The organism is Arthrospira sp. PCC 9901 (assembly GCF_059013425.1).
This window is the reverse complement of record NZ_CP102296.1, coordinates 240,858-266,471: the sequence shown is the minus strand read 5'-3', so window position 1 is coordinate 266,471 and position 25,614 is coordinate 240,858. Positions and strand designations below refer to the sequence as shown.

Sequence of the window (25,614 nt, the reverse complement as noted above, 5' to 3'; positions counted from 1 at the left end):
AATAGTAGATAATATCGACATAAAATTGTGGGATTCATTTACATTATACCAGATTGCTGGATGGCTTGATTCAGTGATGCGGAAATGTTAAGATATTCTGACCATTGCCAAAGATAGTCTAAGTCGAGGCGTTCTCGTTGTATTTTCAGCACACCTAATATATCTCGCCATTGTTTCTGGGATTCGTTTTGGGCAATTCTCATCCAGACCAGCTTTTGTAATATGGTATCTTCTGGAGTGCAAAGATAAAAGGCTTGTTCTGGGTTTTCTTCCGGGACATAGAGTTGACGGCGGTTCATTTGGGAACGAGAAAAATCATCGCTTCGGGAGATGAAAATATCGGCTTTTTCGAGAGATTCAAAATTGATTAAGTTCAAGTAACTGCTGACACCTAATATGGCATCTTTTACCGCGACATCACTGACATAAAAATCCGAGCTGAATGTTTCGATGAAAACTTCGACTTGAGATAATTCGAGATAAATAACCAAGTCAATATCTTGGGTGAATCTGGCTTCACCTTGTAGGGAACTGGCGACGGAACCGCCGATATAGTAGGGGATATTTAAGAGATTGAGTTTGTCGATAATTTTATAGGCGATCGCGATCGGATCTTCTATCATCAATGGCTCCCTTTCATCAAACAGGTTATTATCACTATAAGTAGCAAACAGTTCCCCCCAGCGTCTGCGGACGTACAGTTGTTTGAATGTCAAATTGTCGCCATTGGGGGATTGTTGGTGAATTCCCCAGCAGACCAATTTTATACCCCGTTGGATGATCCGTTTGAGAAATGCCAGTTTTTGACTGGCGCTGAGTTGACGCGATCGCCCAAATTGCATCAATTCCGCATCGATGCTGGTATCTTCTGATTGGGTTTTGTAATGGGTTAAATTTAGGTGCGATCGCATTAATGATACCCGATAATCTTATCTCTACTGTCTCTGGATTGCTCATCCGATTCTCTCTTATATCCCCCACTTCTCGACCCATTCATATTGGTGAGTTAAGCTGAGTGGGATGCTTCCTTCTGCTTCTATGGCTGGGTTATCCGCCTCTAAATTGATGCACTTTTGGCAACGTTATCGGCTGGGGAATTATCGCCACAGTCTTGAATAGCGATCGCAGTTATCCGCGATCGCCGTTGATTTTAATCTGCTCTATAAAACTTAAACAAAACCGGACATAGCCGGATCTTGATGTTTATTTCTTGCTTCGTCCGGGACTGTCGGCAGCACCCCGTCCACAAGTGTAATCGTCGGAACCAGGCGATTTTTCTAAATTTATACTGGCGTTCAAATCTCTATCAATCTTCAGCCCACAGTTCTGACATTCAAAAGTCCGACGGACTAGGGGCATTTTTTGACGATGGCCGCAATTAGAACACAGTTGACTGGATGGATAAAATCTATCGGCAATAATCAACTTTGAACCATAACGTTCTGCCTTGTAACCGAGTTGACGACGGAACTCATAAAATGAAGCATCAGCGATAGAACCCGCCAAACCATGATTTTTCAGCATACCTGACACATTCAAATCTTCAATGACTACTTGGCTGTGGTTCTTAGCCAAGAAAGTAGTTATTTTATGAATCGTGTCCCGCCGAATGTTTGCTACTCTTTGATGTAGCTTTTGAACTTTTAAGAGACATTTGGCCCAATTTTTCGAGCCTTTGACTTTGCGACTTAAATGACGTTGTAATCGAGCTAGTTTTTTGGTGGCTGCTTTATAAGCCTTGGGATTAGAGAATTGGGTCCCATCGGAGCAAGTCGCCCAATTGTTAATTCCTAGGTCTACCCCGATTCTCTCTCGATATTTAGGTGTGATTTCTGGTGTGATTTCTACGAAAAAGCTCATATACCAGTCACCTGCCTGGCGCGTTATAGTGACTTTCTTAACCCAACTTTCGGGTAGAGCCTCAAATGTAGAAACCCAGCCCACAAAAGGCAGCTTATGGCGAGTTCCTGACAGATTGAATGGTTGGCCGCAATTGTCAAGGGTAAAGCTATCATGGTGGCCTTTCTTCTTAAATTTAGGATAACTGCTTATTCCTTTGAAGAAGCGCTTAAAGGCATCCCCTAGATTAATGAAGGCATATTGATAAACTCTAGAAGACAATTCGGACATCCAAGGATATTGAGGTTTCACATAATTCGTAAAAACCTTTTTGATGGAGTTGACGTTAGGCTTGAGTCCCTCTTCATAAGCTGACATCCATAAGTGTAATCCCCAATTGAACACAAATCGAGCATACCCCGCGTGTTTGGCCATCAAGGTGGCTTGACGGTCATTGAGTTTTAGTTTTGTCCGGAAAGCTTTGTAAGCCATGATTTGATTTTACCATGAAGAATCCGACTTGATGAGTATGTCGTCAGGGAAATTTGACATGGTCTGGGGTTTGACCGTATACTCATTATTGAGTTGCGAATCTTTTTGGGTATTGTACCTTATTGTCCTAAGATGTCAAGCAAATCTTGGATTAAATTCTGGCTCTAACCGAGCCGAGTTTTTCCACATCTTCCACCGACAAGGACAAAGCCTCAGCTACTTGCTCTATACTTAAACCCATTGACAGCAGTTTAGGAATGGCTTCTCGTTGGCTTTGTTCCGCGCGATCGGCTCGTTGGCGTTCGAGTTTAGCGAGTTCGCTACCAGTGAGCAATAAATTACCCTGGTTATCCCACCACCGTAACCATTGCTGGGTCTGATTTTGATAGCTACCTTCCCACACGCCTAACTCGACTCCCATAGTGGCGATCGGGTAACGTCCGCGATCGTTGGCTTCCCAGCGATCATAGCGACCACCCACCCAGCGATAAACCTCTAACTCATGGGTTTGAATCAGATAAATGACATAATAGGGAATGCGAATAATCTGCTCATAAGCCCAAAATTTTCCAGGTCTTTGGTTAACGCCTTCTGGCGATCGAGAGAGGGGGGTTTTGTCTCGTTGTTCCGAACCATCACCGCTGGTTAATTCAATGGCAATAAAGGGAGCGGCATACTCCCGCCATAATACATAAGAACGGCGATATTGACCATCTAATTGCGGTGGCACATTGGGAACATAGAACCAATCTGGGGCTTCGGCACCCCGTTCCGGCGGGTCAGTTTCCCGCCAATAAATGCCGGAATTTTGACCGATCGCATATTGTCCATTGGGGTGGAGGTTTTGCAATGTACTTTCCAGAGAATCGGTCAATAAAATACTCTGGGGATGTTTGAAAAAGTTTTGTGTAAAGAGTATCGTCGGATTCAGGTAATTGGGTATGATCGGGAAAAGCCGGCGGTACTATTGTCGGGTCTGGGCTTTGAGTCATGTCGATCCGTTGGTGAAACGAGAGAAACTGAGAAAGTTCATTTCATTATAGCAATTTCAGCTAAGGGTAGCTAAGTCCTCTTTTTATTCGGACTCCCATTGTTGGTTGGATATGTCTGGAGAAATTTGATTTTCCTTTATTAAACTAAGTGCGATCGATGCCTCCGTTTCCCGTGGCTTTATTGCTGACTGGGAATCCTTACCCTTGGGCAGTTTAATCGGATTGGGAATAGTTGCTAAAGTCAGGGCGCGAGGGGTACTTGTCAGAGCCTTCAAGTCTTGTAAAAAACTCCGCTTATACTGCCTTTTCATTCTTTCTCAAGTTCAGCTAGGGCGGCTTCCAAGTCCAAGGAAGTTTCATTTTTGACTTCCATCATGGCTTGATAAAGTCCCTCTTGTTCAATAACTTCTAGCAGTCGCTGATAATCACTGAAATCCAAGATGACTTTACGAATTTGACCAGAAACATCTGTAATCAATTCTTGGACAAATGGATATTGTTCTGCTTGCATATTCTCTTTCTCAATTCACTTTATCCGCAAATTTTACTGATAAAAATAACACAAACTTAGGCAGCCGCTTTTCCCGGGAAGACTCTTCACGGTAATTCCGGCACCCTCAAGCGTTATTCCCGTCCCCGCCAGGGATACTCACCGCGCTGACAGCCTTTTCTCAGATTATAATCAGTTTATCCCAAATACAGAGGGGCGATCTATGCTTCATACCGAGTACGGGCGAATGGCTATTGGCTCCTACAAGAAACCCGGTTTCTGAAAGCAGAGACTTTATCCGGTCATGCTTCGTCCTTTATGAGATTAATCTGACAACCACTCTAAAGCGGTCTGAAATATGATGAAAGACAAGTGCATTGATGAGTTAATTGATATTCTGGAAACTACTACCGATGAGCGGACCCGCAGACGAGCGGCAGAAAACTTAGGTCAAATCGGTAAAGGTAACAAAACGGCAATTTCGGCGTTAGTCAATCTTCTGGAAACTACCACCGATAAGTCTACCCGCATACAAGCGGCAGAAAACTTAGGTCAAATCCACCCAGAGCTAGGGCGTGAGTGGTTAGCTCATCCATTCACTTTAACGAAGCCGAGCGATTCAGCCGTTTATTAGCCTTGCTCACCCTTGCTTTTACTTGGGCTATGAAGCTGGGCTTGTGGATTCACCAACACTCGCCTATTCCTTTGAAAGCTCACGGACGAAGATCAAACAGTCTTTTCCGCACCGGTTTCGATTTTCTACCCCGCACTTTCTCCAATCTGCCTTTGTTTCACGACTCGTTTCAGCAGGCTCTGCAACTTTTGTCCTGTACTTAGAGAAATTTAACATGGAAGCACATCCCAGAAACTGTTCGCAAAATATAAAAATAAGATAAAAAAATCAGTCTTCAGATAGTTTTTATGCTTTGATAGAGATATTTTTACAACCAACCCATTTCTAAAGATGAATTTAAACAGTTGCCCAGTTTGTGAAGCAGAATACTCAGAGAGACAAGGTTTACGCTGCTCTAATTGTGGATGGAATTTAATGGCTGATATTTCCGAACGTACTCCCACAGAAATATCACAAAAGCAACTTCTTCAGCAAGCCTGGGCTAAAAGCTTGTGGTTGAAGGCAAAAAGTCAGGTAAATTTAGAAACATTTAGACAAAGCTTAGAATCAGATCATAACTCTTATGTGTCGGTAAACTATCAGAAAAATAAATTAGAAAATTCGGATTTTTGTCCCGTTTGCCAAACCGAGTATATTGTCTCTGAAGTCAGCAAATGTGTTACTTGCCAATGGGATTTAACTCCTTATCCCTTGATTCTAGGTAATATTCCTGATGCTTTTATTCAACAACAGAAATCTAATCTCCACTGGGCTAAACAATTATGGAGGTTATACCATCAAAATTTACCTTTAACAAAAGAGCTATCAAATTGTCTAGAAATAGGTGACATTTGTTTCGAGACAAGTCAGTATGGTGAAGCATTGAAACGGTATCAAAGAGCATTAGAGATTGCCCAGCAGCTTCTCGACAATGATCAAATCGCTAGTGTTTTGATTAGTATATCAAGTATAGCACGTTTATCAAACAATTATGTCGAAGCTTTAAATTTTGTTCAACAATCTTATGAAATTTATGAAAAAATTAATAATATTTTGGGGAAAGCAAATGCTCTCAATGCTCTGGGTTTAATTTACACTTCACAAAGTCAAAATCCAAAGGCAATTCAAGTTTATGAACAAGCTCTTACCCTGTATCGAGAATTAGATAATCGTTTAGGAGAAGCTAATGTTTTATCAAACTTGGGTAGTCTTTATGATACTCTCAGTGAATTTGATCAATCCATGCAATTCCAAGAATCAGCTCTCAAAATATACCAAGAATTACAAAATCGTTTTGGTGAAGCAGATTGTTTCTATAGTTTAGCAGGGATTAATATATCCATTAGTCAATTTCCAAAAAGTCTTGCTCTGTATGAACAAGCACTTAATATTTATCGCGAAGGTGGACGTAGATTAAGCGAAGCTAACTGTTTAAGAGGAATCGGAGGTATTCACAGATTATTAAGTCAATATCAAGAGTCAGTAAACTATTTAGAACAAGCTCTGGTCATTTATGAAGAAATTGAGCATCGTTCTGGAAAAGCCAATGCTCTCAGCGAATTGAGCAGCGCATATAATGGCATCAAAAATTACCCAAAAGCAATTGAATTGGCAGAAACATCTTTGATGATTTGTCGAGAAATTGGAAACTGTTCAGTCGAAGCATATTGTTTGGGACTGCTGAGTAGTATTTACTTTAACCAGGAAAAATATGATCAATCTTTAGAATATGGTCAACAAGCCTTATCTTTATATGAAAATATAGGTGATAAATTTAGGGCAGCTTATTATGGTTATTATTGTTGTGGTAGAGCATTAGTTTTTGGTGATTCACTACATCTTAATGAAGCTTATGAATATATACAAAAAGCTTATCGTATTCTATGGTCTATAGGCGACAGATACTACATCAATCAGGTAAGAGATCAGTTCTTTAAGATTGGAGAAACTTACATTTCGGGACACAAGATAGATAATGCAATTTTACTATATCAAAAACACATTAATTTTGTACAAGAAATTGGTGATGAATCTGGTTTAGGCTGGGCAGTGGGAAAATTGGGAGAAGTTTATTATTATCAACAAAATTACCTGAATGCGATTCAATATCACAGTCAACAATTAGAAATTTCTAAAACACTCAATGATACGGCAATGGAAGACATGGCTTTAGCTTGGCTAGGTTGTGATTATCGAGAAAGTGGACAGCTTCAATCTGCAATTGATTGTTTTGAACAACGTTTAACTTTAGTTCAAAGACTTCAAAACCTTCACCACGAACAGGAAAATCTAGGATGGATGATAACTATCTATAAAAAGCTAGGGTTAGCGGAAAAAGTTATTACTTGTTTTGAGCAACAATTAAAAGTGCTTGAGCAGTTAAATGATACATCTGTTCAGCAACAAGTATTATATAATTTTGGTTGCTTTTATAATGAAAATCGACAAGATAAATATGCTTTAGAATGTTTTCATAAATCTTGCGAACTGGCTAAACAGCTCACCAAACCCAGTGAGACTGCAAACAGTTATTATATGTTGGGAGCAACTTATAAAAATTTAGGTCAAAATTCTGAATCTATTTCTAATTATTCCCAAGCAGCCGACCTTTATAGCGAAATGGAAAGTTGGGATTGGGCAAGAAGTAGTTTTTATGAATTAGGTAGTCTTTATTCTCGCCAAAATCAATATCAGCAAGCTTTAAAATCATATACAAAATCATTGACTTTTGCTCGACAACAGGCGGATATAAATAACATTGCTAATTCACTTTATATGTTAGGTATAACCTGTTGGAATTTGGGTAGACTTGCGGAATCTATTTCTAATTTTAATGAAGCAGAAAAGCTTTATACAGAATTAGGCAATACAGAGTGGGCAACTAACTGTCGCGAACGGCTAAGAGCTTTAGGCGGTGTTTGATTTTTATGACTCAGACATTAATCAAAATTTCAATGAATACCTGAGACGATTGAAAACATCGCGAGCATCGCAATGACACCAATTATAGATAAAAGTAGGAGTTCGGAACAACAACTGGAGCAAAATAATTTGAGTAAGATTTAAAAGTTTGCCTGACACTGGATAAAACGCGATCGCTATCACTCCCTTGAGGATAATGCTGAAGATAATTGTCCACCCAATCACACCCTGGACGTAACAGTTGACTTTGATCCAAAACCTGTGGTAAATTCCAGAAAATAACCGTTTGATCATTACTCGCAAAAGCCAGGGTCAAACCATCCCAACTAAACGCCACTTTAGGGACTGCTCCGGTGTGGGTATTGAGAGTTGAGAGTAAAACCCCTTGAGGACTCCAGAGTTTTACTTAATTATGTTTTCTGGCATAGTGGCGATCACATAATGTCCGCGATTTCCTCCGCGACTCTTCGCGAACGTTGGGTTCCAACCGATCATAGCGACCATTTAGCCAGTTATAAACCTCTAACTCATGGGTTTTAATCAGATGTCGGGTCTAGGCTTTGAATCATGTCGATCCGCTGGTGAAAGGACAGAAACTTTATTTTAAGTATCTTATCCGGCTGGTTGGTGAGTCGGTTAGTTTACCGATGGTTCACCAATAAACAGATATAGAGATGATCTAATTTACCATGAGCGGTGGGATTGGCAACCACAGACCCAGAAAGAACCCAGAGAAGAGGGGGAGAGGGGACGTAATCTTTAATCGGATATCTGGGTAAGTAAATCGCCGCGAACCCATCCCTGGCGATCGCTTTCGGGAAGCACAACCTTATACCAAATATAACCATCCTCAGAATTATCAATGCGATCGACCACCTCCACCACCGTCCCCTCCGATAACCTAGCAATACTTCCAGTGTTGAGAGTAGCCAGTCGGCGAACATTTACCCGATTACTCCTAATTCTAGCCTTGGCTCGCGGGTAAAAATCAGCACCCCGAAACTCACCATCAGGAAAATTGCGCCTCACCTCTGGCGGCGTTTCCCCCTCAAAGCCAGGATTCCCCACTATCGGCTCAAACAGAGCATCCCCATTAGCCTTCAAATCCTTTTCAGCATCAGGCCTGAACGCTAAACCAATAGCGATCGCACCTACTGCCAGTATAATAGCACCCAGGACAACGAGCCTAATTTTGGGTTTAACCTTCCTCATGGGATCAATAACTGTTAACCACAGTAACTGGTCAATTATCCGGTTCTTCTGATCTTCATGATCGCTATGATATGAGATCCTAGGACTCTAATCTATAATGTAATTTCCGAAATGCCTGAGAATCCAACCCGCAACGAATTAGAAGTTCGTGCCAAAAAAGTCGAAGAATTGCGTAGTCAGGGTATTGAACCCTATCCTAGCGTAGCTTTTGAGCGATCGCACCTCGCCCAAGAAATTCACGATCACTTTTCCCAACCACAACACCAACTCGCCAACGGAGAAGCCGACCCCCAAGCACTTCCCCTGCGAGTCTGTGGTCGCATCACCTTCAAACGTGATAGCGGTAGTATTGGCTTTATTGGCTTAACCGACGCATCAGCAACCATTCAACTCAAAATCGAGAAAAAACTCGTCACAGGCGACCCCGGTTTAACATTCAACCAAATTAAAAAACTTCTCGATATTGGCGACTTTATCGGAGTCGAGGGTATTGGCTGCCGCACCAACCGGGGGGAACTCTCCATTCAAGTATCCCGCCTTGACGTGATCTCCAAAGCTACCATACCCTTCCCCGACTCCTACTATGGCATCAATGACCCCGAACTCTGTCGCCGCCACCGGGAAATAGACCTAGTTAGTAATTCCACATCCCTACAGCGGTTTAAACTCCGTAGCCGCATTATCCGCAGCATTCGCACCTATCTATGGAATGCCGGATTTGATGAAATTGAAACCCCCGTCCTCCAGACTATTTATGGCGGCGCGGCGGCGCGACCCTTTATCACCCATCACAATACCCTAGATATTGATTTATACTTGCGTATTGCTACCGAATTGTTCTTAAAACGTGCCGTTTGTGGCGGTATGGAAAAGGTTTTCGAGATTGGTCGTGTCTTTCGCAACGAGGGAATTGATAGCACCCATAACCCAGAATTTACCTCCATTGAAGTCTATCAAGCCTATGCTGACTATTTCCAAATTATGGCTTTGGTTGAAGACTTAATCTGTGCCGTGGCTACAGAGGTTTTGGGCGGGTCTACTCAGATTGATTATCAGGGAGATAAAATCAGTATCGATCGCCAATATGACTACAGCAATATTTATCCCACATTCACCGGAAAACATTGGCGGGTTAAAACTATGGTCGAAGCTGTCCGAGATGAAACTGGCTTAGATTTTGATACCTTGGAATTCTCAGAAGCTAAATCCAAAGCTGAAGCGATCGGCGTGAGACTCACAGACTTAAATACTCAAAATTTGGGATATTTACTCTATGCCGTCTTTGACCAAAAGGTAGAATCAACCTTAATTGAACCTACATTTATTATTGATTTTCCCGTAGAAGTCAGTCCCTTGGCTAAACGACACCGTTCTAAGCCGGGATTTGTAGAGAGGTTTGAATTATTTATTCATGGCACTGAATATTCTAACGGGTTTTCCGAGTTAAATGACCCCGTAGATCAACGCCAGCGATTTGAGGAACAATTGGCTCAAAAACAAGCCGGAGATGATGAAGCACACCCCATGGATGAAGATTTTATTCAAGCACTTTCTTTGGGGATGCCTAACTGTGGTGGTATGGGAATTGGAGTTGACCGCCTAGTTATGTTTTTAACTGATACCCAGAGTATCCGCGATGCTATTTTATTCCCAACTATGCGTTCCTTCAAAGATACTTAATTCCCATTAATTTTAGGTCTGGGGGTAAATTAACTATTGATTATCCCCTGACCTCAGCGCCATGGCTTTACCAAACCTTTACTAAAATCATCCTGAAAGTTTACACCAGCCTATGTAATTTCACGGAGTCATCATGTTAAAGTTGCCTTACCATGTACAAATTACCCCAATTCACACCAGGGCTGGTTATGAAAAGCATCTACAAAAGCATCTCATTGACTACTAGCATTATTGGTGCGATCGCCATAGGTATAATTACCGAGACCTCAGCGATCGCCGCCACCTTTAACTTTAGTCAAATCTATACATTTGGAGATAGTTTATCGGATACAGGTAACGCTTATCAAGCCACTCGCGGAGCCATTTTTCAAGGTCTACCCTACTTCGACCAACGAGCATCTAATGGATTACTATGGGTAGATTATTTAGCCTCAGAATTCGGTTTAAATCCGACTACATTAATAGACCCAGACTCTCCCATTGACGGGGTAAATTTTGCCTTTAATGGAGCGACAACCGGAGATTTTAACGCCACCGCCCCAGGATTTTTACCAGGTTTATCAACTCAATTACAGGCATTTATTGCCCCTTTATTAATGTCCGGTCAATCCGCCAATTCTGATGCGTTATATATTCTTTGGGCGGGAGCAAATGATTATTTAGGGGGAAGGGAAACTGATGTAAATATCCCCGTTAATAATATTACGCAAGCTGTAAGTTCTTTGTATGGTGTGGGAGCCCGTAATTTTCTAGTGCTAAATTTACCGCAATTAGGAAAAACACCCATTGCCCAATTTAATCCCTTCGACCCAGTTGACCCTTTTAATTCCTTTAATCCCGCCGAACTTAATAGCCTCAGTATCCAACATAATCAAGCCTTACAGCAAGGAATCTTAGGGTTAAATCAAAGTTTATCTAATGCCCATATTAGCTTTTTTGATGTGGGTAGTGTATTTGATAATGCGATCGCTAACCCTCAACAATTTGGATTAACCAACGTAACTGATAGCTGTCTATCCTTAATATCAGGCACAATTTGTCAGAACCCCCACGAGTATTTATTCTGGGATTATATCCACCCCACTACCACAGCCCATCAAATTATTGCTAGTGGCGTTTATCATCAAATGCAAACAGAATATAATAAGAAATCTGTCCCCGAACCTTCAGCGACTGTAGCTTTAATTGTTTTAGGAGTTGGTGCTATGGTTAAAAAAGGCAAATCGAAGCCACAATAACATCCCCATTCAAGCAACATGATAGGGGTGTATTGATTGTCAGTAGACACACCTCATAATTAGACCACATCAATCTGGATCTGAATCCGTTATCGCGTTTAAGAAAGTGTGAGGAGTAAACTTGATCAGGGAAATGAAAGGCGATCCAGATTTGAGTGCTGGTATTTACAAGGAAGGTTTTTCAAATCTATCCCATGTTTTGATTAGGGGGAAATAGGGTCATTGTTTGGGGGATAGTCAAGACAGTTCAACTTCCCAATTGTTGGCTAAATATGATTAGGTATCAGTCCCAGATGTTCTCTGACTTATGGCTCGAACTAAATCAACTAATCCATTAGCCAACCGAGACGCAACCACAGTTCCCTCAAACTCAAATTCATGATTTTGTAGGGCTTCAACCAACATCCATTTACCTGTTTCTGTTAATAAAACCATTGGGACTTGGTTTTCTTTATGAATCTCAATCGCCCCAGCATTTTTGAGATCCTCATAGAGTCCCTGATAAATCCCGACTTTCTTACCTTGTCGTTTTTGTTTGACTTTACTGGTCAGATCACTTTTCTTAACCTTAGTCTGTGTTCCTCCCAACGCCCATAATGTCAGAAGCAAACGGGCTTTAGCCTTATCATCCATTTCACCCGTGATGGGTTTCGGCGTATTGTTGTAATCCATTGTTGACATATCACTTATAGATTGAGAGACCAAAATACCATCAGATTGTACAACAAATAATAATTAATCTAATAATTCGGATCATAACTATACCTAACAACAGATTAGGGACCCAGGTATAAGGGGAAAGCTAAATCATAGAAAACTACCATATTTCTATGAAATCATGCGATCGCCTTCCCGGGGGATCAGGATCTAAATCATCATTTCACCATTTTTGATCAAATAGCGCCCACCCCTAGGTACATTGTCCCAACCAGAGTCACCCCCATTAGCATAACCCTCCATTTGAGAGATATTTAAGCCTCCACCCCTCTCCCTGACAGATATGGGAAATCAGAAAATAGCCAAAATACAAGACCCATCAACATATCACCATATCACCATAAATTTTTGTCAAACCTTCCCAGCCAAAATCTATACTGGGTAAGATGTGTGATCAACAAACGAAGACCTATAAATCAAGCCTGGGTTAGGGATAACCACAACATCGACAAGAAACTAATCAGGAGAATTTTTCATGTCCGAACTCATTCAGAACGTAATTGATAGCGACGAAAAACAGGATCTGCGACAATTCGCTAGTGAACTGAGAATCTCAGAAAAGCGATATTTACTCCGCAATGATATCCTACAAGCCTTTGCTGATTATTGCCTGAAATTCCAAAAATCAGATCATTTTGTTCATAGTTCTAACCTCAGTAAACTGATTTACTATACCCAAGAAATTATTCTCGAAAATGAAAGCATTTGCTTGATTGTACGTCCCCAGATAGCCACCCAGGAAAGGTTTCGTCTCCGACCTGATCTATCCGTTGATGTCATGAGTGTTCAGGAATTGCTCGATTTACGAGATCACTTCGTGGACCATCACCATCCCCATGAAGGTAATATTTTCGCCATAGACTTTGGCCCCTTTTATGACTATTCTCCCCAACTGCGAGACTCCAAAAATATCGGTAAAGGAGTCCGTTATCTCAACCGCTATTTATCGAGCAAACTATTTCAAGACTCTAATCAATGGCTGGAATCTCTGTATCAATTTCTGAGCCTCCATTCTTATAATGGCTTACAATTAATGATTAACGATCGCATCACTAATCAAAACCAACTTTCCCACGCCATTAAAAAAGCCATTTCATTACTTAATAAGCGTTCCCCCAAAGAACCCTACGAAAACTTCCGGTTTGAATTGCAAGAAATTGGCTTTGAACCCGGATGGGGAAATACCGCCAGACGCGCCTTAGAAACCCTAGAAATGCTAGACGAACTTCTGGACTCTCCCGACCATCAAGTTTTAGAAGCATTCCTCGCTCGTATTCCCATGATTTTCCGTATCGTTTTAGTCTCTATTCATGGCTGGTTTGGTCAGGAAGGGGTCTTAGGTCGTCCTGATACAGGCGGTCAAGTTGTCTATATTTTAGACCAGGCGCGTAGCTTAGAAATGGAACTAGAGGAAGAATTGAAACTCTCTGGCTTGAGTGTTTTGGGGGTGCAACCAAAAGTCCTCATTTTAACTCGTTTAATTCCTCATAGTGATGGAACTCGTTGTCACCAACGATTAGAAAAAGTTTATGGGACTAAAAATGCCTGGATTCTCAGGGTTCCCTTCCGGGAATTTAACCCTAATGTTACCCAAAACTGGATATCTCGGTTTGAGATATGGCCTTACCTAGAAACTTTTGCTATTGATGCTGAAACTGAAATTTTGGCGGAGTTACAAGGTCGCCCTGACTTGATTGTTGGCAATTATTCTGATGGTAATTTGGTGGCATTTTTGCTGTCTAAACGCCTGAATGTTATTCAGTGTAATGTGGCTCATGCTTTAGAAAAATCTAAATATGTGTTTAGTGATTTGTACTGGCAGAATATGGAGGATCAATATCATTTCTCCTTGCAATTTACCGCCGATTTGATTGCTATGAATGCCGCTAATTTTATTATTAGCAGCACCTATCAAGAAATTATTGGCACTACTGATAGTGTCGGTCAGTATGAGTCTTATAAGTCTTATACTATGCCCGGTTTATATCATGTGGTCAATGGTATCGAACTATTTAGCCCGAAATTTAATGTGGTTCCCCCTGGGGTCAATGAGACCATTTTCTTCCCCTATACTCGCACCGAAGAACGCATATCAAGCGATCGCCAACGACTAGAAGATTTGATTTTTCACCTGGATGACCCTAACCAAGTGTTTGGGAAATTGGCTGACCCAACTAAGCCACCCCTATTTTCTGTCGCTCGTTTAGACCGGATTAAAAATATCACTGGTTTGGTAGAATGCTATGGTCAACATCCCGAACTCCAAGAAAAAGCTAACTTGATTTTTATTGCGGGAAAACTGCGGGTTGAAGATTCTAGCGACTATGAAGAAGCCGAAGAAATTCAAAAGATGTATCATCTCATTGAGCATTATAATCTTTATGATAAAGTTCGCTGGCTCGGTGTCCGTCTTTCTAAAACTGATACCGGGGAAATGTATCGGGTAATTGCTGACCATCATGGTGTCTTTGTACAACCGGCTCTATTTGAAGCCTTTGGGTTAACTATTTTAGAAGCCATGATATCCGGTTTACCTACCTTTGCTACTCAATTCGGTGGACCCCTGGAAATTATCAAAGATAAAATTAATGGCTTTTACATTAACCCCACTAACTATGACGAGACTGCTGCTAAGTTAGATGAGTTTCTGGTTCGATGTCAATATAATATTGGCTTCTGGAATGAAATTTCTCAACGGGGAATGGATCGGGTTTACAGCAGCTATACTTGGAAAATACACACTTCTCGATTGTTGACTCTTACCCGCGTCTATGGGTTCTGGAAATATGTCTCTAAAGAAAAACGCGCCGATATGATGCGCTATTTGGAGGCTTTATTCTATTTGATCTATAAACCCAGGTCTCAGGAGTTATTACAACAGCATCTACAGCGTTAGAGATAGCTTTGTCTCCGCGAACCGGGCTAGAGATTTGAGTCATTTGGGATCGGTTTGAGTGTGTCGGAAAACCGATCCGGATGTTACAATGTGATCTCGGATAGCTTAACTAACAGCTATAACCTCAAACCATAACACGCACGCTTAGTCACAATGGGTATCAAAACTGCTATCATTGCTGGCCTGATGGCTTTAGCAATTCCCGGCTTTACAGGTCCCGCGATCGCCACGTCCGGGACTAGATCGGCGATCGCTGAGTCCGAAATTGAACGACTTCTCCAACTAACCCAAGATCGTCGGAGTTTCTCTGATGATCAAAGTCTATTCTCGGAACCGTTTTATCAGCCAGAACAGCCAATAGGCGATCGTCTCACCTTACCTGAACCCTCCTATCAACCCAGTGAGGAAATTCGCGAAGAAACTACCTTTGCTGAACCCTTCTATCAATCCGGTGAGGAAATTCGCGAAGAAACTACCTTTGCTGAACCCTTCTATCAATCCGGTGAGGAAATTCGCGAAGAAACTACCTTTGCTGAACCCTTCTATCAATCCGGTGAGGAAATTCGCGAAGAAACTACCTTTGCTGAACCCTTCTATCAACCTGAAGAAAACCAGGTTCGACCTAGGGAAATGACCCTAGCGCGAGGAACTCAAGGAGCACAGGTCGCCGGTTTACAGCAGCGCCTGGAAGTACATGGCTTTTCTGTCGGTCGTGTAGATAGTATGTTTGGACCCCGCACTGAACGATCCCTCATTCAGTTTCAATTGGCTAAGGGTCTCAGACCTACTGGAGTGGTCGATCGCAGCACTTGGCAGGCTCTCTCAAAAGATCCTCACCAGCAGACTATAGCAGAAACTCTCATTAAACAAGGCGATCGCGGTTCCAAGGTCAAAACTCTGCAAACTCGCCTAGAGTTGACTGGACATGATCCGGGTCCCGTTGATGGTATATTTGGTCCGAAAACTTTGTCGGCTGTCTCTGACTTTCAGTTGGCTATGGGCTTAGAAGCTACCGGGGTTGTAGATGAAAAAACCTGGAAAGTTTTAGGCGATCGCTCTAACTAGCTTATCAACCTGCCGCTTTTTTAAAAAAAATTATGGCCCGCCCGCCCTAGTAAATAGGGGTTGACACGGCGGCGCTACTAGGCTATGATAGGAGTATATTAAATAATCGGATGTGAGCCAAAATATTATTTTCGCAACTATTCCCATTATCTTATAGTGTAGCACGGACTCACTGAAAAAGATAGGGTTTTCTGAAAAAAAAAGCGCGGGGGCGCGCCCAGAAAATTTTTTTTTGGCCACCTAGGTTTACTTTTCCGAAATTCCCGCCTGGGGACAAATGCGATCGCCCCAATTCTCAGGACATTGAGGCACATTAATATAATTATCGAATCGCTCGAATTTCTATGTCCAAATCGAGATTGCACCAGGCGCGATCGGTCGTAAGTGCGGGTAAATTTAGCTTCAATGCCAACGCCAGACAAGCTCTATCCCCCAGAGACAGTCCCAGAGAGCGAGTTGGTATTCTTAGTTTGGCAATATCCCTCGCCAGCTCTGCATCTATTGGATAAATAATTAATGCTCGCTCAATTGACACTCCCCGCGCTAAAGCGACGGGGATTCTTCACTCAACGAGCCAACTTGCTCAGACAGGATTGCTCCAGCCAAAGTAGAGGTCGATTCTCCTGAAGCGTTGCTTGCGTCTAGCGCCAAAGTTCCGGTATGCCCTACCGTACTCAATCCCCGACTAAGGATGTTTCTCGCTGCATTATAGTCCCTGTCCATCACACATCCACATCGACAAACATGAGTTCGAGTGGATAAAGTCTTCTGCACAATGACACCGCAGCGAGAGCATTCCTGGCTTGTCCTGTGGGGTGGAACAGCAATAGTGCTCTTGCCGAACACCTTGCCAAAATATTCCAACCACACCCGAAACTGATACCAGGAAGCGTCGCTAATCGATTTAGCAAGGCTGTGATTTCGCACCATATTCCTGATTCTCAAATCTTCATAGGCTACCAAGTCGTTAGACTGGATTACGCATCTTGCCAACTTCACAGCCAAATCTTTACGCTGCCTACTTATCTTGAGATGGCGCTTGCCTAGAACCACCTCGCCTTGGCTCGATTCTGACCCCTTTCTTCCTTCTGGAAACAGTGCGCTGCGACTGCTTTAGTCGTGATTCACTTTTCCTGAGATGCCGGGGGTTTCCAACTGTTTCACCGTTGCTATCGGTGTAGAACTCTTTGAGTCCAACATCCAAGCCGATGGCTCGACCAGAGGGTTCAACAAATTCAGTCCGTTCTACACGAATACAGAACTGAACATAGTAGCCATCGGCTCTTTTGACGAGGCGAACTCGCTTAATCTGCTCTATTGGATAGAAATGCAGATCACGAGTGCCTTTGAGCTTTAGTCTACCAATGCCCTTCTTGTCGGTGAAGGTGATTGCCTTGCGATTCGAGTCTAACTTCCACCCAGAGGTTTTGTACTCTACCGAGCGGTTATTTTTCTTAAAAGAGGGAAACCCTTTCTTTCCGGGGATACCCTTCTTGCAGTTTTCGTAGAATCGAGAGATTGCACTCCAGGCTCTTTCTGCGGATGCTTGCCGAGCCATGCTGTTGAGTTCAGCAGCAAAAGGGAATTCCTTAGCAAGTTGAGCACATAGCTTTTGCAGGTCGTTCTGTCCAGTTCCCTGGTTGTCCATCCAATAACGGATGGCTTTGTTTCGGATGAACTGAACTGTTCTCACCGCCTCGTCTATGGCGCTGAATTGCTGGGGTTTTCCGTAGGCTTTGAACTCTAGTACAGTTAAACTAAGCCGGGTAGTCGCCCACCCGACTCGTCTCCAAAACCGGACTTGAGACTTTAACCTCATCCGGCTCCTCGATAACTTGGCTCTTGTCATGAGAACCGTGACTACCATCTAAGGCCGTCTTAACGTCGTGACAGTGACGGTGAAGAAGTTGGAGGTTCTTGTATGTATCCTTTCCGCCTTTCGACTTAGGGATGATGTGGTCGATTTCCATCACGTCTTCTTCCCGGAATGTTAGTCCGCAGTGGGCGCACTTCCCTTTTTGTTTCTTCAAGAGCTTTGACACCCTTGTAGGAATTCCTGGTTGTTTGCCCATTCTTGTACTCCAGTATTTAAGATTACCGTCGTATGGACTGGCTTCGCCTTTGACCTTGGTGTGGTGGATAATTGGTGTTTCTGCATGGCTTCGTAACTGCATCGGGTTTGACTCCGTGCGAGTCGCGAAAGCCCAATTTCTACTTCCAATCTTCCGCCAATATTTCCGAGCTACCCATTTCCCAGTCTTATTTGAGTGTCTTCTTTTTCCCCATCTGGCTAATTTCCAATAGAGGAGTTCGTCCAATTGGGAGAATATTTGTTTTGACACCGCAGTTGAGTAGTAGTTACTCCATCCCCTGATGACCGGATTAAGGTGCCTAATTAGCCCCTCTTGTGGTGCGACGATGTGAGAATCTACTATCTGTTTCAATTTCTGGTAATGGGACTTGACAGCCTTCTTGCTGGGTTTGATGATGGTTTTGAATCCTAGAGGCTCATTATGGGTATTCTTCCCGGTTTTGTATTTGCCAACTTTATGTTGTCGGATGTTAAAACCGAGAAAATCGAATCCCGGGTTATCACCCTCAAGAGTGTGAGTGATATGAGTTTTTTCCTCTTTGAGTTCTAATCCCATCCCTTTCAACCATTCCTGGATGTGGTCACGACATTTCTCGATTACCCCAAGGTTTTCGTGAATGATAACGAAGTCATCTGCGTATCTGATTAAGGATACTGCTCGTCTTCGATTGGTACGACTACCTTTTCCAGGTAGTTGTTCCACTAATTCCTTGATGCTCTCTTCCATGCCGTGGAGGGCAATATTTGCCAGTAGGGGACTTATTACGCCTCCCTGTGGTGTCCCCTCATCGGTCGGGAATAGCTGTCCAGAATCTATTACCCCAGCTTTTAACCATGCCCGGATTTGTCGTCTGATGGCGGGTATCGTTTCGAGCTTGTCCAATAGTTTGCCATGGTCAATCCTGTCAAAGCATTTAGCAATGTCGGCGTCTAATACCCATTTAGGTTTGCACCTAATGGCATTGAATATTGCCCCGATTGCGTCCTGACAAGACCTACCTGGTCTGAACCCGTATGAGTTAGGTTCAAATTTGGCTTCCCATTGGGGTTCGAGTGCCATTTTGACTAAGGCTTGTAATGCGCGGTCGTATATTGTGGGTATTCCTAATGGTCTCTTTTCGTCTCTTCCCGGTTTGGGAATCCATACCCGACGTGCGGGTTTGGCTTTTGAGTTGAGCTTCAATTGACCTACAAGGCGCATACGTGCTTTTGGGGATAGGGATTTAACCCCATCCACTCCTGCCGTCTTTTTGCCTTGATTATCTTGTGTAACCCGACGAGCCGCTAACATTCTGGCTGACCAGCTCTTCAGCAGTAACTTTTGGAGTCCGCGAACTGTTTTTATGTCACCACGACGTTCGGCTTGATGAATCCGTTTTTGCAGGCGGAAGACTCGACGTTCGATTGATTTCCAATCAACATCTTGCCATTCCAGCACCACCGTATTGTTTCCAATCGTTTTGGGCATTTCCATGCTACTAAGGCTCCATCTTCCAAGTTATCGTGAGTCCGTCAGCATATCCTGGGCATTACCCCAGACATTCGCTTCTGACTCAATCCTTCCTCACGTTGGCTTGCGGATGGTTTCCTACTCAGGATTTCGACCTTATTCCTGAGAGCAACAACGGAGGTTACTTCGTTCCAGATATCGATTGATTGTGCCTTTAGGATGCCACTTTACGCCGGGTTTATTTGGGTGTATGAGAGGTCTGTATGATATCAGCCTCCCCTTTATCCTTTAGCCATTTTGGCTCCTGCGTGTCAGTCTAATTTTCGCAGGTTTATAGTAACGACGCTTTCGGACGTGACTTCGTTTTCTATCCATGGACACTTGCTCAAGAGGTGCGCCCGTTTAGACCCAGGCTTACTCCCTTTCATCCCCGCTTCACAGATTGATGACCAGTCGCTACTGTGGGGGACGTGCTTTCACGCGATACACCTCGCGGGATGGACTTTCACCACCATCGATATCTAGTTGTCAAGGTTCAATGCCCTTTGGGGGCTGTGTTCCTTGCCCCGCCTACGTTTCAGGAATTTTCCTTCTACTTTTGGCGGGAACGAATCGCACATCATGGCTATATCCATGCACACAATATAAGCCGTCTTGGCAGGACGGCGACTCAAGTCGCCGTGTCGTCTTTCATCCCCGCGCTAAAGCGACGGGGCTTTCAGACTCCCGCACTATTGTCGTAAAGCTGAAGCATCCAATACAGCACGGGGATTTTGACTCACCATTGGTCGTCCGGCTGTGTTTCGGAACGCCGTTCTCGAATCAGTTCGTCGGCGAGACTTACACCGTTTGAAATATCTTTAAAAATTCCCCGGAGTTTTTGGACTTGCTCACGCCAACTGACCAGACGCAGGCTGCCATCTTTTTCAAGGGTTAAAGTGAGTTGATCGCCCGCTTGCAGGTTCAGTTGTTTCCGCACAGGTTCGGGAATCATTAACTCGCCGGTTTCTTCTAGGTTAACGGTGTATTGTTCCAGGGGGGGAGACATAGATATTTTATATTTGCAATTTGCACTGATGACCCTAGCCCGGATGCAAGGGTATTTATGATCGAACAAGCTGGCATTCTCACCACGAAAATTGCTACCAGTGCGATCTAGTATATCAAAAAGTAGTGAAAAGGGGGTTGACACGGCGGCGCTAGTGGGCTATGATAGGAGTATATTAAATAATTGGATGTAAGCCAAAATATTATTTTCGCAACTATTCCCATTATCTTATAGTGTAGCACGGACTCACTGAAAAAGATAGGGTTTTCTGGAAAAAAAAGCGCGGGGGCGCGCCCAGAAAATTTTTTTTTGGCCACCTAGGTTTACTTTTCCGAAATTCCCGCCTGGGGAAAAATGCGATCGCCTCTATGGGAAGCCAACTATAAATCAATGGCAAAACGTTCACCCGGCTGAGGATTAAGCACGCGAGTTTTCAGGTTATTGCGAGCGATGAGAGAGCGAAAATCTTCGAGGTTTCCGACTACCTTTAAAGCGGCAACTAATAATCCCTCATAGGAGACATCACCAGCGGCGGCGGTTGGTAATATCACCTGTGGCTGTACCATTTTGGTTAACTCTAGAGCGGATTTTGTGCCGCGAATAATGGGACCTATCAAGGGTAAAGCCAAATCCATAATAGGAGTAATTACGACATCAATGGGAGCCAATTCTTTCAAAGTGGGGGAATGATAGCCGTGGGGTTCATAATAGAGACTGTGGTGAGTAGTAGTATCAGAGATGACATAGCCATTTTCCACCAAAGTCGGACCAATAGGGGAACCGGGAACCGCCCTAATTTCGAGGCTGGCGCCCAGTTTAAAAGTTTCCCCATGATTCAAAGAATGAACCTGAGTATAGCCCAATTCTCGCACCACCTTAGCCGCATTAGGGGAAGCGACGACGGGAATATTTTTATCGAGTATTTTTAAGGTAGGAATATGAGCATGATCTTCCAACCCCTGAGACAGAAGGATAGCATCAATGCGATCGGGAATGGGGCGAGTTTTCTGTTTTTCCCCTTTAAATAACCAGGGTAAATTACCAAACACCAAAGACCCGACCAACCAAGGGTCAACCAGGATAGACTTACCAGCCATCTCCACTAACCAAGAGTTACTGTCCAACCAAGTTAGATACATAAGGCATAATTGCAGATTACATCAAGATTCTATTGTGACACCAATCAGAGCTTGAAGGGTGTCGAGTCCTAGGAAGAAGTAGGAAGAAGTAGGGGGGGGGTCGGGGAGAATGACGGAAAACGGGAATACTCCTCCCCCCCAACGGACACGCAGGAAAAACCAGTTAAACCTAGTGGATTAACTCGATCGCTCTTTTAGTCAAAGTCTCAGCAGTCAAGCCATTAAAAGCCATCAACTGACCCGCACTAGAAGTAGTTTCTCCCCGTTTCCAGGCGAAAGTATCGCGGCGGACACTACTACGCAACATAATCGGTTCCAGCATCAAACTAGCGCCGCCTGTCACCCCAATCAAAGCATCCCCACCAAACAAATTATCGAAGAGTTCATCACTGATAAAATCGCCATCAGGTTCGGAACAAGTATCCCAAGCGACATCAGTAGGACGATACAAACGGCGGGGGTTAATCACGGAGACAATGCGAGTACCAATTCCCTCAGTTTCCAGGTAAGCCGCCGCCTCAAAAACGGGGATTAAAGTCATATCTCCAATGACAGCAAAAACGACAGTTTTATCACCTTTGACTTCTTCCAAAATCACGGCTCCATCTCGCAAGCCTTGGCGGGTTTGTTCAAAGGTAGTACGAATCGGTAAAGGAGACTTACTAGCAGTAATAGTAATGCCCTTATTTTTAGTATTGAGTGCCCATTGATAACAGACCTGGATACTATTAGCATCTGGGGGAAACAGAGCGAAAACATTACCGTTGCGTAACATAGCGGCAAAATAAGCCTCAATTTCCGGGCGTTGGTGAGTCCAGCCGTTGCGTCCCTGTTCCAAAGCGCCGGCGGTAAATAGGGTAATGGTGGAGGGGGTGAGGTGGCGCAACTCAGCCATAGCCTGGGTGACAGTTTGCCAAATTGGTAAACCATTAATAGCAAAAGACTCGTAGGAACACCACAGGGTCCGTGCGCCCATTAAGGCTAAACCTGCAGCCATTCCGGCGCAAGCGTCTTCACTGAGTGGCTCATAAACCTGTCCATTGGGTCCCTGGAAATAGGTATCATCAGGGGTAGGGTGAATAATTTTCAGGGCTTGGTTAATGTTGTTAATACCGGAAGCGGCGTTACCATCGGCGTTGGTGACGAGAAAATGGGGGTCTTTTTGGCCAACATGACCAACGATCGCCCCCATAGCGGTAGTTGCGACTTTCGGATCACCGCCGACTGTATATTCTTCTAAGGGGAGTGTACCCAAATCGGCGATCGGGTACTCAAACTCAGTTACGACTGTCTTAGAAGCGGGACCACCGCCTGCTCGTTCAATGTTTTTACGCACCAACTCCCAAGCGGCTACTGGTAGCGATCGCTCCTGGAGGGCCTTAATAATATGGGGACTGTCGAGGGTATCTCCGGGATAGAGATTATGGGATTTCGCACCCCGGGCATGAACACCGGCCCCTTTGAGTTGTTTAATAATAAATACGGTCAATGTACCATTTAGGGCGGATTTGGCGGCTTTGTCTACTGTTTCCATCACCGCCTGGGTGAAAGCCATGCGCCGATCAATGGAAAAAGCGGTACTATCAACATAATCTCCGGGTTGGTTTTGGTCGTCGAAGTCTTTAGCATCGACTAGCAAGACTTCTTTGAAGCCGTTACCTTTCCAATAGGCGATCATTTCCTCATTAGTTTTAGTGGAGACCATGCTGTGATGTTCCTGGCTGTAGCCATTCCACACTAATACTGGCAGGAAGTTGGTTACATTAGGATAGGCTGTGTTAAAATGCGCCATGCTGCTCATGGGGTAAGGCTCTCCCATACCACCATCGCCTAGGGTGAAGGGGAAGAGTTTGTCCCTGTGTAAGAGGGCGGCGGCCATGGCGAAATGCTGCCCTTGTCCTAGGGGTCCGGCGGGGTTCAGTAGACCGGGAATATAACCGGAAAGATGCCCCAGCAGTCCGTGCATTTCCCGGAAGCGATCGCGCAGTTGTTGCACGGTGTAGATTTCCATGTCTTCTAAGGAGCGATCGAGGAAAACCGCGCTATAGAAGCCTGGCGCATGGTGTCCCACTTCCGTAATAATATTTTTATAACCCAGCATGACTAAGGCTGCATAGGCTTCCGCTTGGCTGGCGAAACCCCCTGGGTGTCCTGATGCCTTACTACCTGTTACCTGTAGAATTAAGTACCGCAGCGCGTCCGCGTACAGCAGGGTTTGATATACTGCTACGGGGTCTTTAGGGTCGGAAATAGCCACTGTACCCTCAGCTATGGCTGGCTTCTGGCCGTAAGTTTCTAATCTGGGGAATGTTTCGCTAAAATACTGGATGCCCTGACAAAATTCGGGAATGGCGGAAACGGGTTTTGATGTGGTTGCGGTCATGCTTTATACCTAATTGTCTTTCCGGTTTTGATTAATATGGTAATTGATTTTACCGAACAATTGGGCGAATTTCTCCGGCTAAAGGTGGTGCGTCAGATGAACCAATTGGCCCTTGACCCGATAGGTTATCCCTGTGACGCACCCTACGGCGGTGATAATTATTAATTGTAGAGGCGGGTTCTGCTGTTAGTTCTCCCACCCCACCGTTTGCTTAGAAACCCGGTTTCTTTGAGAAAACGGGTTTCTTGACCACGATAGGGGTGGTGGGTCAGATGAATCAAATTTGCCGTTAACCCGATAGGTTATCCCTGTGACGCACCCTAGGAGGGTGATAATTATTAATTATTAATTATTAATTATTAATTATTCATTGACGGGGTTTAGCTGTTAGCTGGTAGGGTTAGACCCATCGATAATCATTGATTGATGACAGATACAAATCAACTCACCCACCAATTGAGCAGTGATGGTATGATTATGTCGTCTCCCATCAAACCTTCTATCCACAGATGACGATTCACCCCACATCTATAATTGAACCGGGTGCAACATTAGGCGAGAATGTAACAATTGGACCACTTAGCTATATTCAAGCGGGGGTGACAATTGGCGACCACTGCACGATCGCATCCCATGTTACCATTCTATGTGGAACTACCCTAGGCGATCGCACCCAAGTTCATGCGGGGGCGGTATTGGGGGACACACCCCAAGATTTAGCATTCTTAGACGAACCATCCTCAGTCAAAATAGGTAATAATTGTGTAATCCGTGAAGGTGTAACTATCCATCGCGGCACTAAAGCAGGTTCAATGACCCTGGTGGGTAATGATTGCCTATTGATGGCTAACTCCCATATAGGTCATAATGTGAAAGTAGGCGATCGCGTGATTATTGCCAATGGAGCCTTATTAGCTGGATATGCCCAAGTAGGTGATCGGGCTTTTATCAGCGGTAACTGTCTCATTCACCAGTTTACCAGAGTTGGGCGATTAGCCATGATGTCTGGCGGCTGTGCTATCCAAAAAGATGTTCCCCCCTTCTGTATCACCCGCAGCCTCAGCACTAATACCGTTATGGGTTTGAATGTGGTCGGACTGCGACGGTCTGGCTTCAACGAAGGACAGCGCCGAGAACTTCAGCAAGCCTTTAAAATCCTGTATAGGTCAAATCTCAATATTTCTCAAGCCCTGGAAAAACTAGAATCTGAGTTTACCTCAGAATTAGTCCGGGAATTGTGCGAATTTATCCGCACCTCCGAGAGAGGATTATGCAAATTTATTAAATAAAATTCAGTAATTGCGATAAAATAATAACTGGAGATTTTCGAGTTTCTCACATTTTGG

At 43.8% G+C, this 25,614-nt stretch carries 20 protein-coding genes and 3 pseudogenes; 8 read left to right on the top strand and 15 right to left on the bottom strand.

What is annotated here, in order from left to right; genetic code table 11:
- Positions 1–38 precede the first annotated feature (38 nt).
- The 5 genes and pseudogenes from NLZ44_RS01365 to NLZ44_RS01345 all read right to left on the bottom strand — a co-directional run bounded on the left by NLZ44_RS01365 (position 39) and on the right by NLZ44_RS01345 (position 3,834).
- Positions 39–911, bottom strand: a complete 873-nt coding sequence (locus NLZ44_RS01365; RefSeq protein ID WP_111891814.1) for a hypothetical protein — start codon at positions 909–911, stop codon at positions 39–41.
- 292 nt (positions 912–1,203) lie between these two features.
- Positions 1,204–2,331, bottom strand: a complete 1,128-nt coding sequence (locus tag NLZ44_RS01360; RefSeq protein WP_493751641.1) for an RNA-guided endonuclease InsQ/TnpB family protein — start codon at positions 2,329–2,331, stop codon at positions 1,204–1,206.
- Between the two features lie 151 nt (positions 2,332–2,482).
- Positions 2,483–3,323: pseudogene (locus tag NLZ44_RS01355) on the bottom strand (Uma2 family endonuclease).
- An 83-nt stretch (positions 3,324–3,406) separates the two neighbouring features.
- A complete protein-coding gene (locus NLZ44_RS01350; protein ID WP_493751640.1) occupies positions 3,407–3,634 on the bottom strand; it encodes a hypothetical protein in 228 nt (75 codons plus the stop codon).
- Positions 3,631–3,834, bottom strand: coding sequence for a RelB antitoxin-like protein (locus NLZ44_RS01345; protein WP_006624681.1), 204 nt, complete (start codon positions 3,832–3,834; stop codon positions 3,631–3,633). Before NLZ44_RS01345 ends, NLZ44_RS01350 begins: the two co-directional genes overlap by 4 nt.
- Before the next feature lie 337 nt (positions 3,835–4,171).
- Between NLZ44_RS01345 and NLZ44_RS01340 the strand changes: the two genes are divergently transcribed.
- From NLZ44_RS01340 to NLZ44_RS01330, 3 genes and pseudogenes are all read left to right on the top strand, one after another.
- Positions 4,172–4,447: a HEAT repeat domain-containing protein gene (locus NLZ44_RS01340; protein WP_368662937.1), complete on the top strand. Its 276-nt coding sequence runs from the start codon at positions 4,172–4,174 to the stop codon at positions 4,445–4,447.
- Positions 4,405–4,650 (top strand): annotated as a pseudogene (locus NLZ44_RS01335) (IS4 family transposase); the annotation flags it as partial. The gene NLZ44_RS01340 and the pseudogene NLZ44_RS01335, both read left to right, overlap by 43 nt.
- Positions 4,651–4,777: 127 nt before the next feature.
- Positions 4,778–7,348, top strand: coding sequence for a tetratricopeptide repeat protein (locus NLZ44_RS01330; RefSeq protein ID WP_493751639.1), 2,571 nt, complete (start codon positions 4,778–4,780; stop codon positions 7,346–7,348).
- Positions 7,349–7,430: 82 nt separating this feature from the next.
- Here the strand turns inward: NLZ44_RS01330 and NLZ44_RS01325 are convergent, their stop codons facing one another.
- Positions 7,431–7,685, bottom strand: coding sequence for a hypothetical protein (locus tag NLZ44_RS01325; protein WP_187757922.1), 255 nt, complete (start codon positions 7,683–7,685; stop codon positions 7,431–7,433).
- Between the two features lie 422 nt (positions 7,686–8,107).
- Positions 8,108–8,560 carry an SH3 domain-containing protein gene (locus NLZ44_RS01320; protein WP_006624683.1) on the bottom strand — a complete coding sequence of 151 codons (453 nt, stop codon included), beginning with the start codon at positions 8,558–8,560 and terminating at the stop codon, positions 8,108–8,110.
- Between the two features lie 111 nt (positions 8,561–8,671).
- Here NLZ44_RS01320 and lysS point away from each other — a divergent pair, with 111 nt between their 5' ends.
- Both lysS and NLZ44_RS01310 read left to right on the top strand, forming a co-directional pair.
- Positions 8,672–10,240: a lysine--tRNA ligase gene (lysS, locus tag NLZ44_RS01315; RefSeq protein WP_493751638.1), complete on the top strand. Its 1,569-nt coding sequence runs from the start codon at positions 8,672–8,674 to the stop codon at positions 10,238–10,240.
- 188 nt (positions 10,241–10,428) lie between these two features.
- On the top strand, positions 10,429–11,478 hold the full coding sequence (locus NLZ44_RS01310) for an SGNH/GDSL hydrolase family protein (protein WP_493751637.1): 1,050 nt from the start codon (positions 10,429–10,431) through the stop codon (positions 11,476–11,478).
- A gap of 276 nt (positions 11,479–11,754) precedes the next feature.
- On the opposite strand, the gene NLZ44_RS01305 is transcribed toward NLZ44_RS01310, so the two are convergent.
- Entirely contained in the window at positions 11,755–12,150 is a 396-nt protein-coding gene (locus NLZ44_RS01305; protein WP_006620051.1) for a hypothetical protein, read from the bottom strand.
- Positions 12,151–12,670: 520 nt separating this feature from the next.
- On the opposite strand from NLZ44_RS01305, the gene NLZ44_RS01300 reads away from it, so the two are divergent.
- Positions 12,671–15,091: a sucrose synthase gene (locus NLZ44_RS01300; RefSeq protein ID WP_493751636.1), complete on the top strand. Its 2,421-nt coding sequence runs from the start codon at positions 12,671–12,673 to the stop codon at positions 15,089–15,091.
- A 153-nt stretch (positions 15,092–15,244) separates the two neighbouring features.
- Positions 15,245–16,156, top strand: coding sequence for a peptidoglycan-binding domain-containing protein (locus NLZ44_RS01295; protein ID WP_493751635.1), 912 nt, complete (start codon positions 15,245–15,247; stop codon positions 16,154–16,156).
- Between the two features lie 322 nt (positions 16,157–16,478).
- Here NLZ44_RS01295 and NLZ44_RS01290 read toward each other — a convergent pair whose 3' ends face one another.
- From NLZ44_RS01290 to NLZ44_RS01260, 7 genes and pseudogenes are all read right to left on the bottom strand, one after another.
- Positions 16,479–16,691 (bottom strand): PIN domain-containing protein, encoded by a 213-nt coding sequence (locus NLZ44_RS01290; RefSeq protein ID WP_493751634.1) that lies wholly within the window; start codon positions 16,689–16,691, stop codon positions 16,479–16,481.
- Between the two features lie 8 nt (positions 16,692–16,699).
- Positions 16,700–17,861 (bottom strand): annotated as a pseudogene (locus NLZ44_RS01285) (RNA-guided endonuclease InsQ/TnpB family protein).
- A 52-nt stretch (positions 17,862–17,913) separates the two neighbouring features.
- Positions 17,914–19,722 (bottom strand): group II intron reverse transcriptase/maturase, encoded by a 1,809-nt coding sequence (gene ltrA / locus NLZ44_RS01280; protein ID WP_493751633.1) that lies wholly within the window; start codon positions 19,720–19,722, stop codon positions 17,914–17,916.
- A 754-nt stretch (positions 19,723–20,476) separates the two neighbouring features.
- Positions 20,477–20,746: an AbrB/MazE/SpoVT family DNA-binding domain-containing protein gene (locus tag NLZ44_RS01275; RefSeq protein WP_493751632.1), complete on the bottom strand. Its 270-nt coding sequence runs from the start codon at positions 20,744–20,746 to the stop codon at positions 20,477–20,479.
- 380 nt (positions 20,747–21,126) lie between these two features.
- A complete protein-coding gene (locus NLZ44_RS01270) occupies positions 21,127–21,885 on the bottom strand; it encodes an MBL fold metallo-hydrolase (RefSeq protein WP_493751631.1) in 759 nt (252 codons plus the stop codon).
- A gap of 169 nt (positions 21,886–22,054) precedes the next feature.
- Complete coding sequence (locus NLZ44_RS01265; RefSeq protein ID WP_493751630.1) at positions 22,055–24,268, bottom strand: phosphoketolase family protein; 2,214 nt, start codon at positions 24,266–24,268, stop codon at positions 22,055–22,057.
- A gap of 49 nt (positions 24,269–24,317) precedes the next feature.
- A complete protein-coding gene (locus NLZ44_RS01260; RefSeq protein WP_493751629.1) occupies positions 24,318–24,467 on the bottom strand; it encodes a hypothetical protein in 150 nt (49 codons plus the stop codon).
- A gap of 310 nt (positions 24,468–24,777) precedes the next feature.
- On the opposite strand from NLZ44_RS01260, the gene lpxA reads away from it, so the two are divergent.
- Complete coding sequence (gene lpxA / locus NLZ44_RS01255; protein ID WP_493751628.1) at positions 24,778–25,557, top strand: acyl-ACP--UDP-N-acetylglucosamine O-acyltransferase; 780 nt, start codon at positions 24,778–24,780, stop codon at positions 25,555–25,557.
- Positions 25,558–25,614 lie beyond the last annotated feature (57 nt).

Excerpts from the sequence above, each read along its gene's own strand:
- NLZ44_RS01365 (WP_111891814.1), bottom strand. The coding sequence starts at position 911 with ATGCGATCGCACCTAAATTTAACCCATTACAAAACCCAATCAGAAGAT.
- NLZ44_RS01360 (WP_493751641.1), bottom strand. The coding sequence starts at position 2,331 with ATGGCTTACAAAGCTTTCCGGACAAAACTAAAACTCAATGACCGTCAA.
- NLZ44_RS01350 (WP_493751640.1), bottom strand. The coding sequence starts at position 3,634 with ATGAAAAGGCAGTATAAGCGGAGTTTTTTACAAGACTTGAAGGCTCTG.
- NLZ44_RS01345 (WP_006624681.1), bottom strand. The coding sequence starts at position 3,834 with ATGCAAGCAGAACAATATCCATTTGTCCAAGAATTGATTACAGATGTT.
- NLZ44_RS01340 (WP_368662937.1), top strand. The coding sequence starts at position 4,172 with ATGATGAAAGACAAGTGCATTGATGAGTTAATTGATATTCTGGAAACT.
- NLZ44_RS01330 (WP_493751639.1), top strand. The coding sequence starts at position 4,778 with ATGAATTTAAACAGTTGCCCAGTTTGTGAAGCAGAATACTCAGAGAGA.
- NLZ44_RS01320 (WP_006624683.1), bottom strand. The coding sequence starts at position 8,560 with ATGAGGAAGGTTAAACCCAAAATTAGGCTCGTTGTCCTGGGTGCTATT.
- lysS (WP_493751638.1), top strand. The coding sequence starts at position 8,672 with ATGCCTGAGAATCCAACCCGCAACGAATTAGAAGTTCGTGCCAAAAAA.
- NLZ44_RS01310 (WP_493751637.1), top strand. The coding sequence starts at position 10,429 with ATGAAAAGCATCTACAAAAGCATCTCATTGACTACTAGCATTATTGGT.
- NLZ44_RS01305 (WP_006620051.1), bottom strand. The coding sequence starts at position 12,150 with ATGGATTACAACAATACGCCGAAACCCATCACGGGTGAAATGGATGAT.
- NLZ44_RS01300 (WP_493751636.1), top strand. The coding sequence starts at position 12,671 with ATGTCCGAACTCATTCAGAACGTAATTGATAGCGACGAAAAACAGGAT.
- NLZ44_RS01295 (WP_493751635.1), top strand. The coding sequence starts at position 15,245 with ATGGGTATCAAAACTGCTATCATTGCTGGCCTGATGGCTTTAGCAATT.
- ltrA (WP_493751633.1), bottom strand. The coding sequence starts at position 19,722 with ATGGAAATGCCCAAAACGATTGGAAACAATACGGTGGTGCTGGAATGG.
- NLZ44_RS01275 (WP_493751632.1), bottom strand. The coding sequence starts at position 20,746 with ATGTCTCCCCCCCTGGAACAATACACCGTTAACCTAGAAGAAACCGGC.
- NLZ44_RS01270 (WP_493751631.1), bottom strand. The coding sequence starts at position 21,885 with ATGTATCTAACTTGGTTGGACAGTAACTCTTGGTTAGTGGAGATGGCT.
- NLZ44_RS01265 (WP_493751630.1), bottom strand. The coding sequence starts at position 24,268 with ATGACCGCAACCACATCAAAACCCGTTTCCGCCATTCCCGAATTTTGT.
- lpxA (WP_493751628.1), top strand. The coding sequence starts at position 24,778 with ATGACGATTCACCCCACATCTATAATTGAACCGGGTGCAACATTAGGC.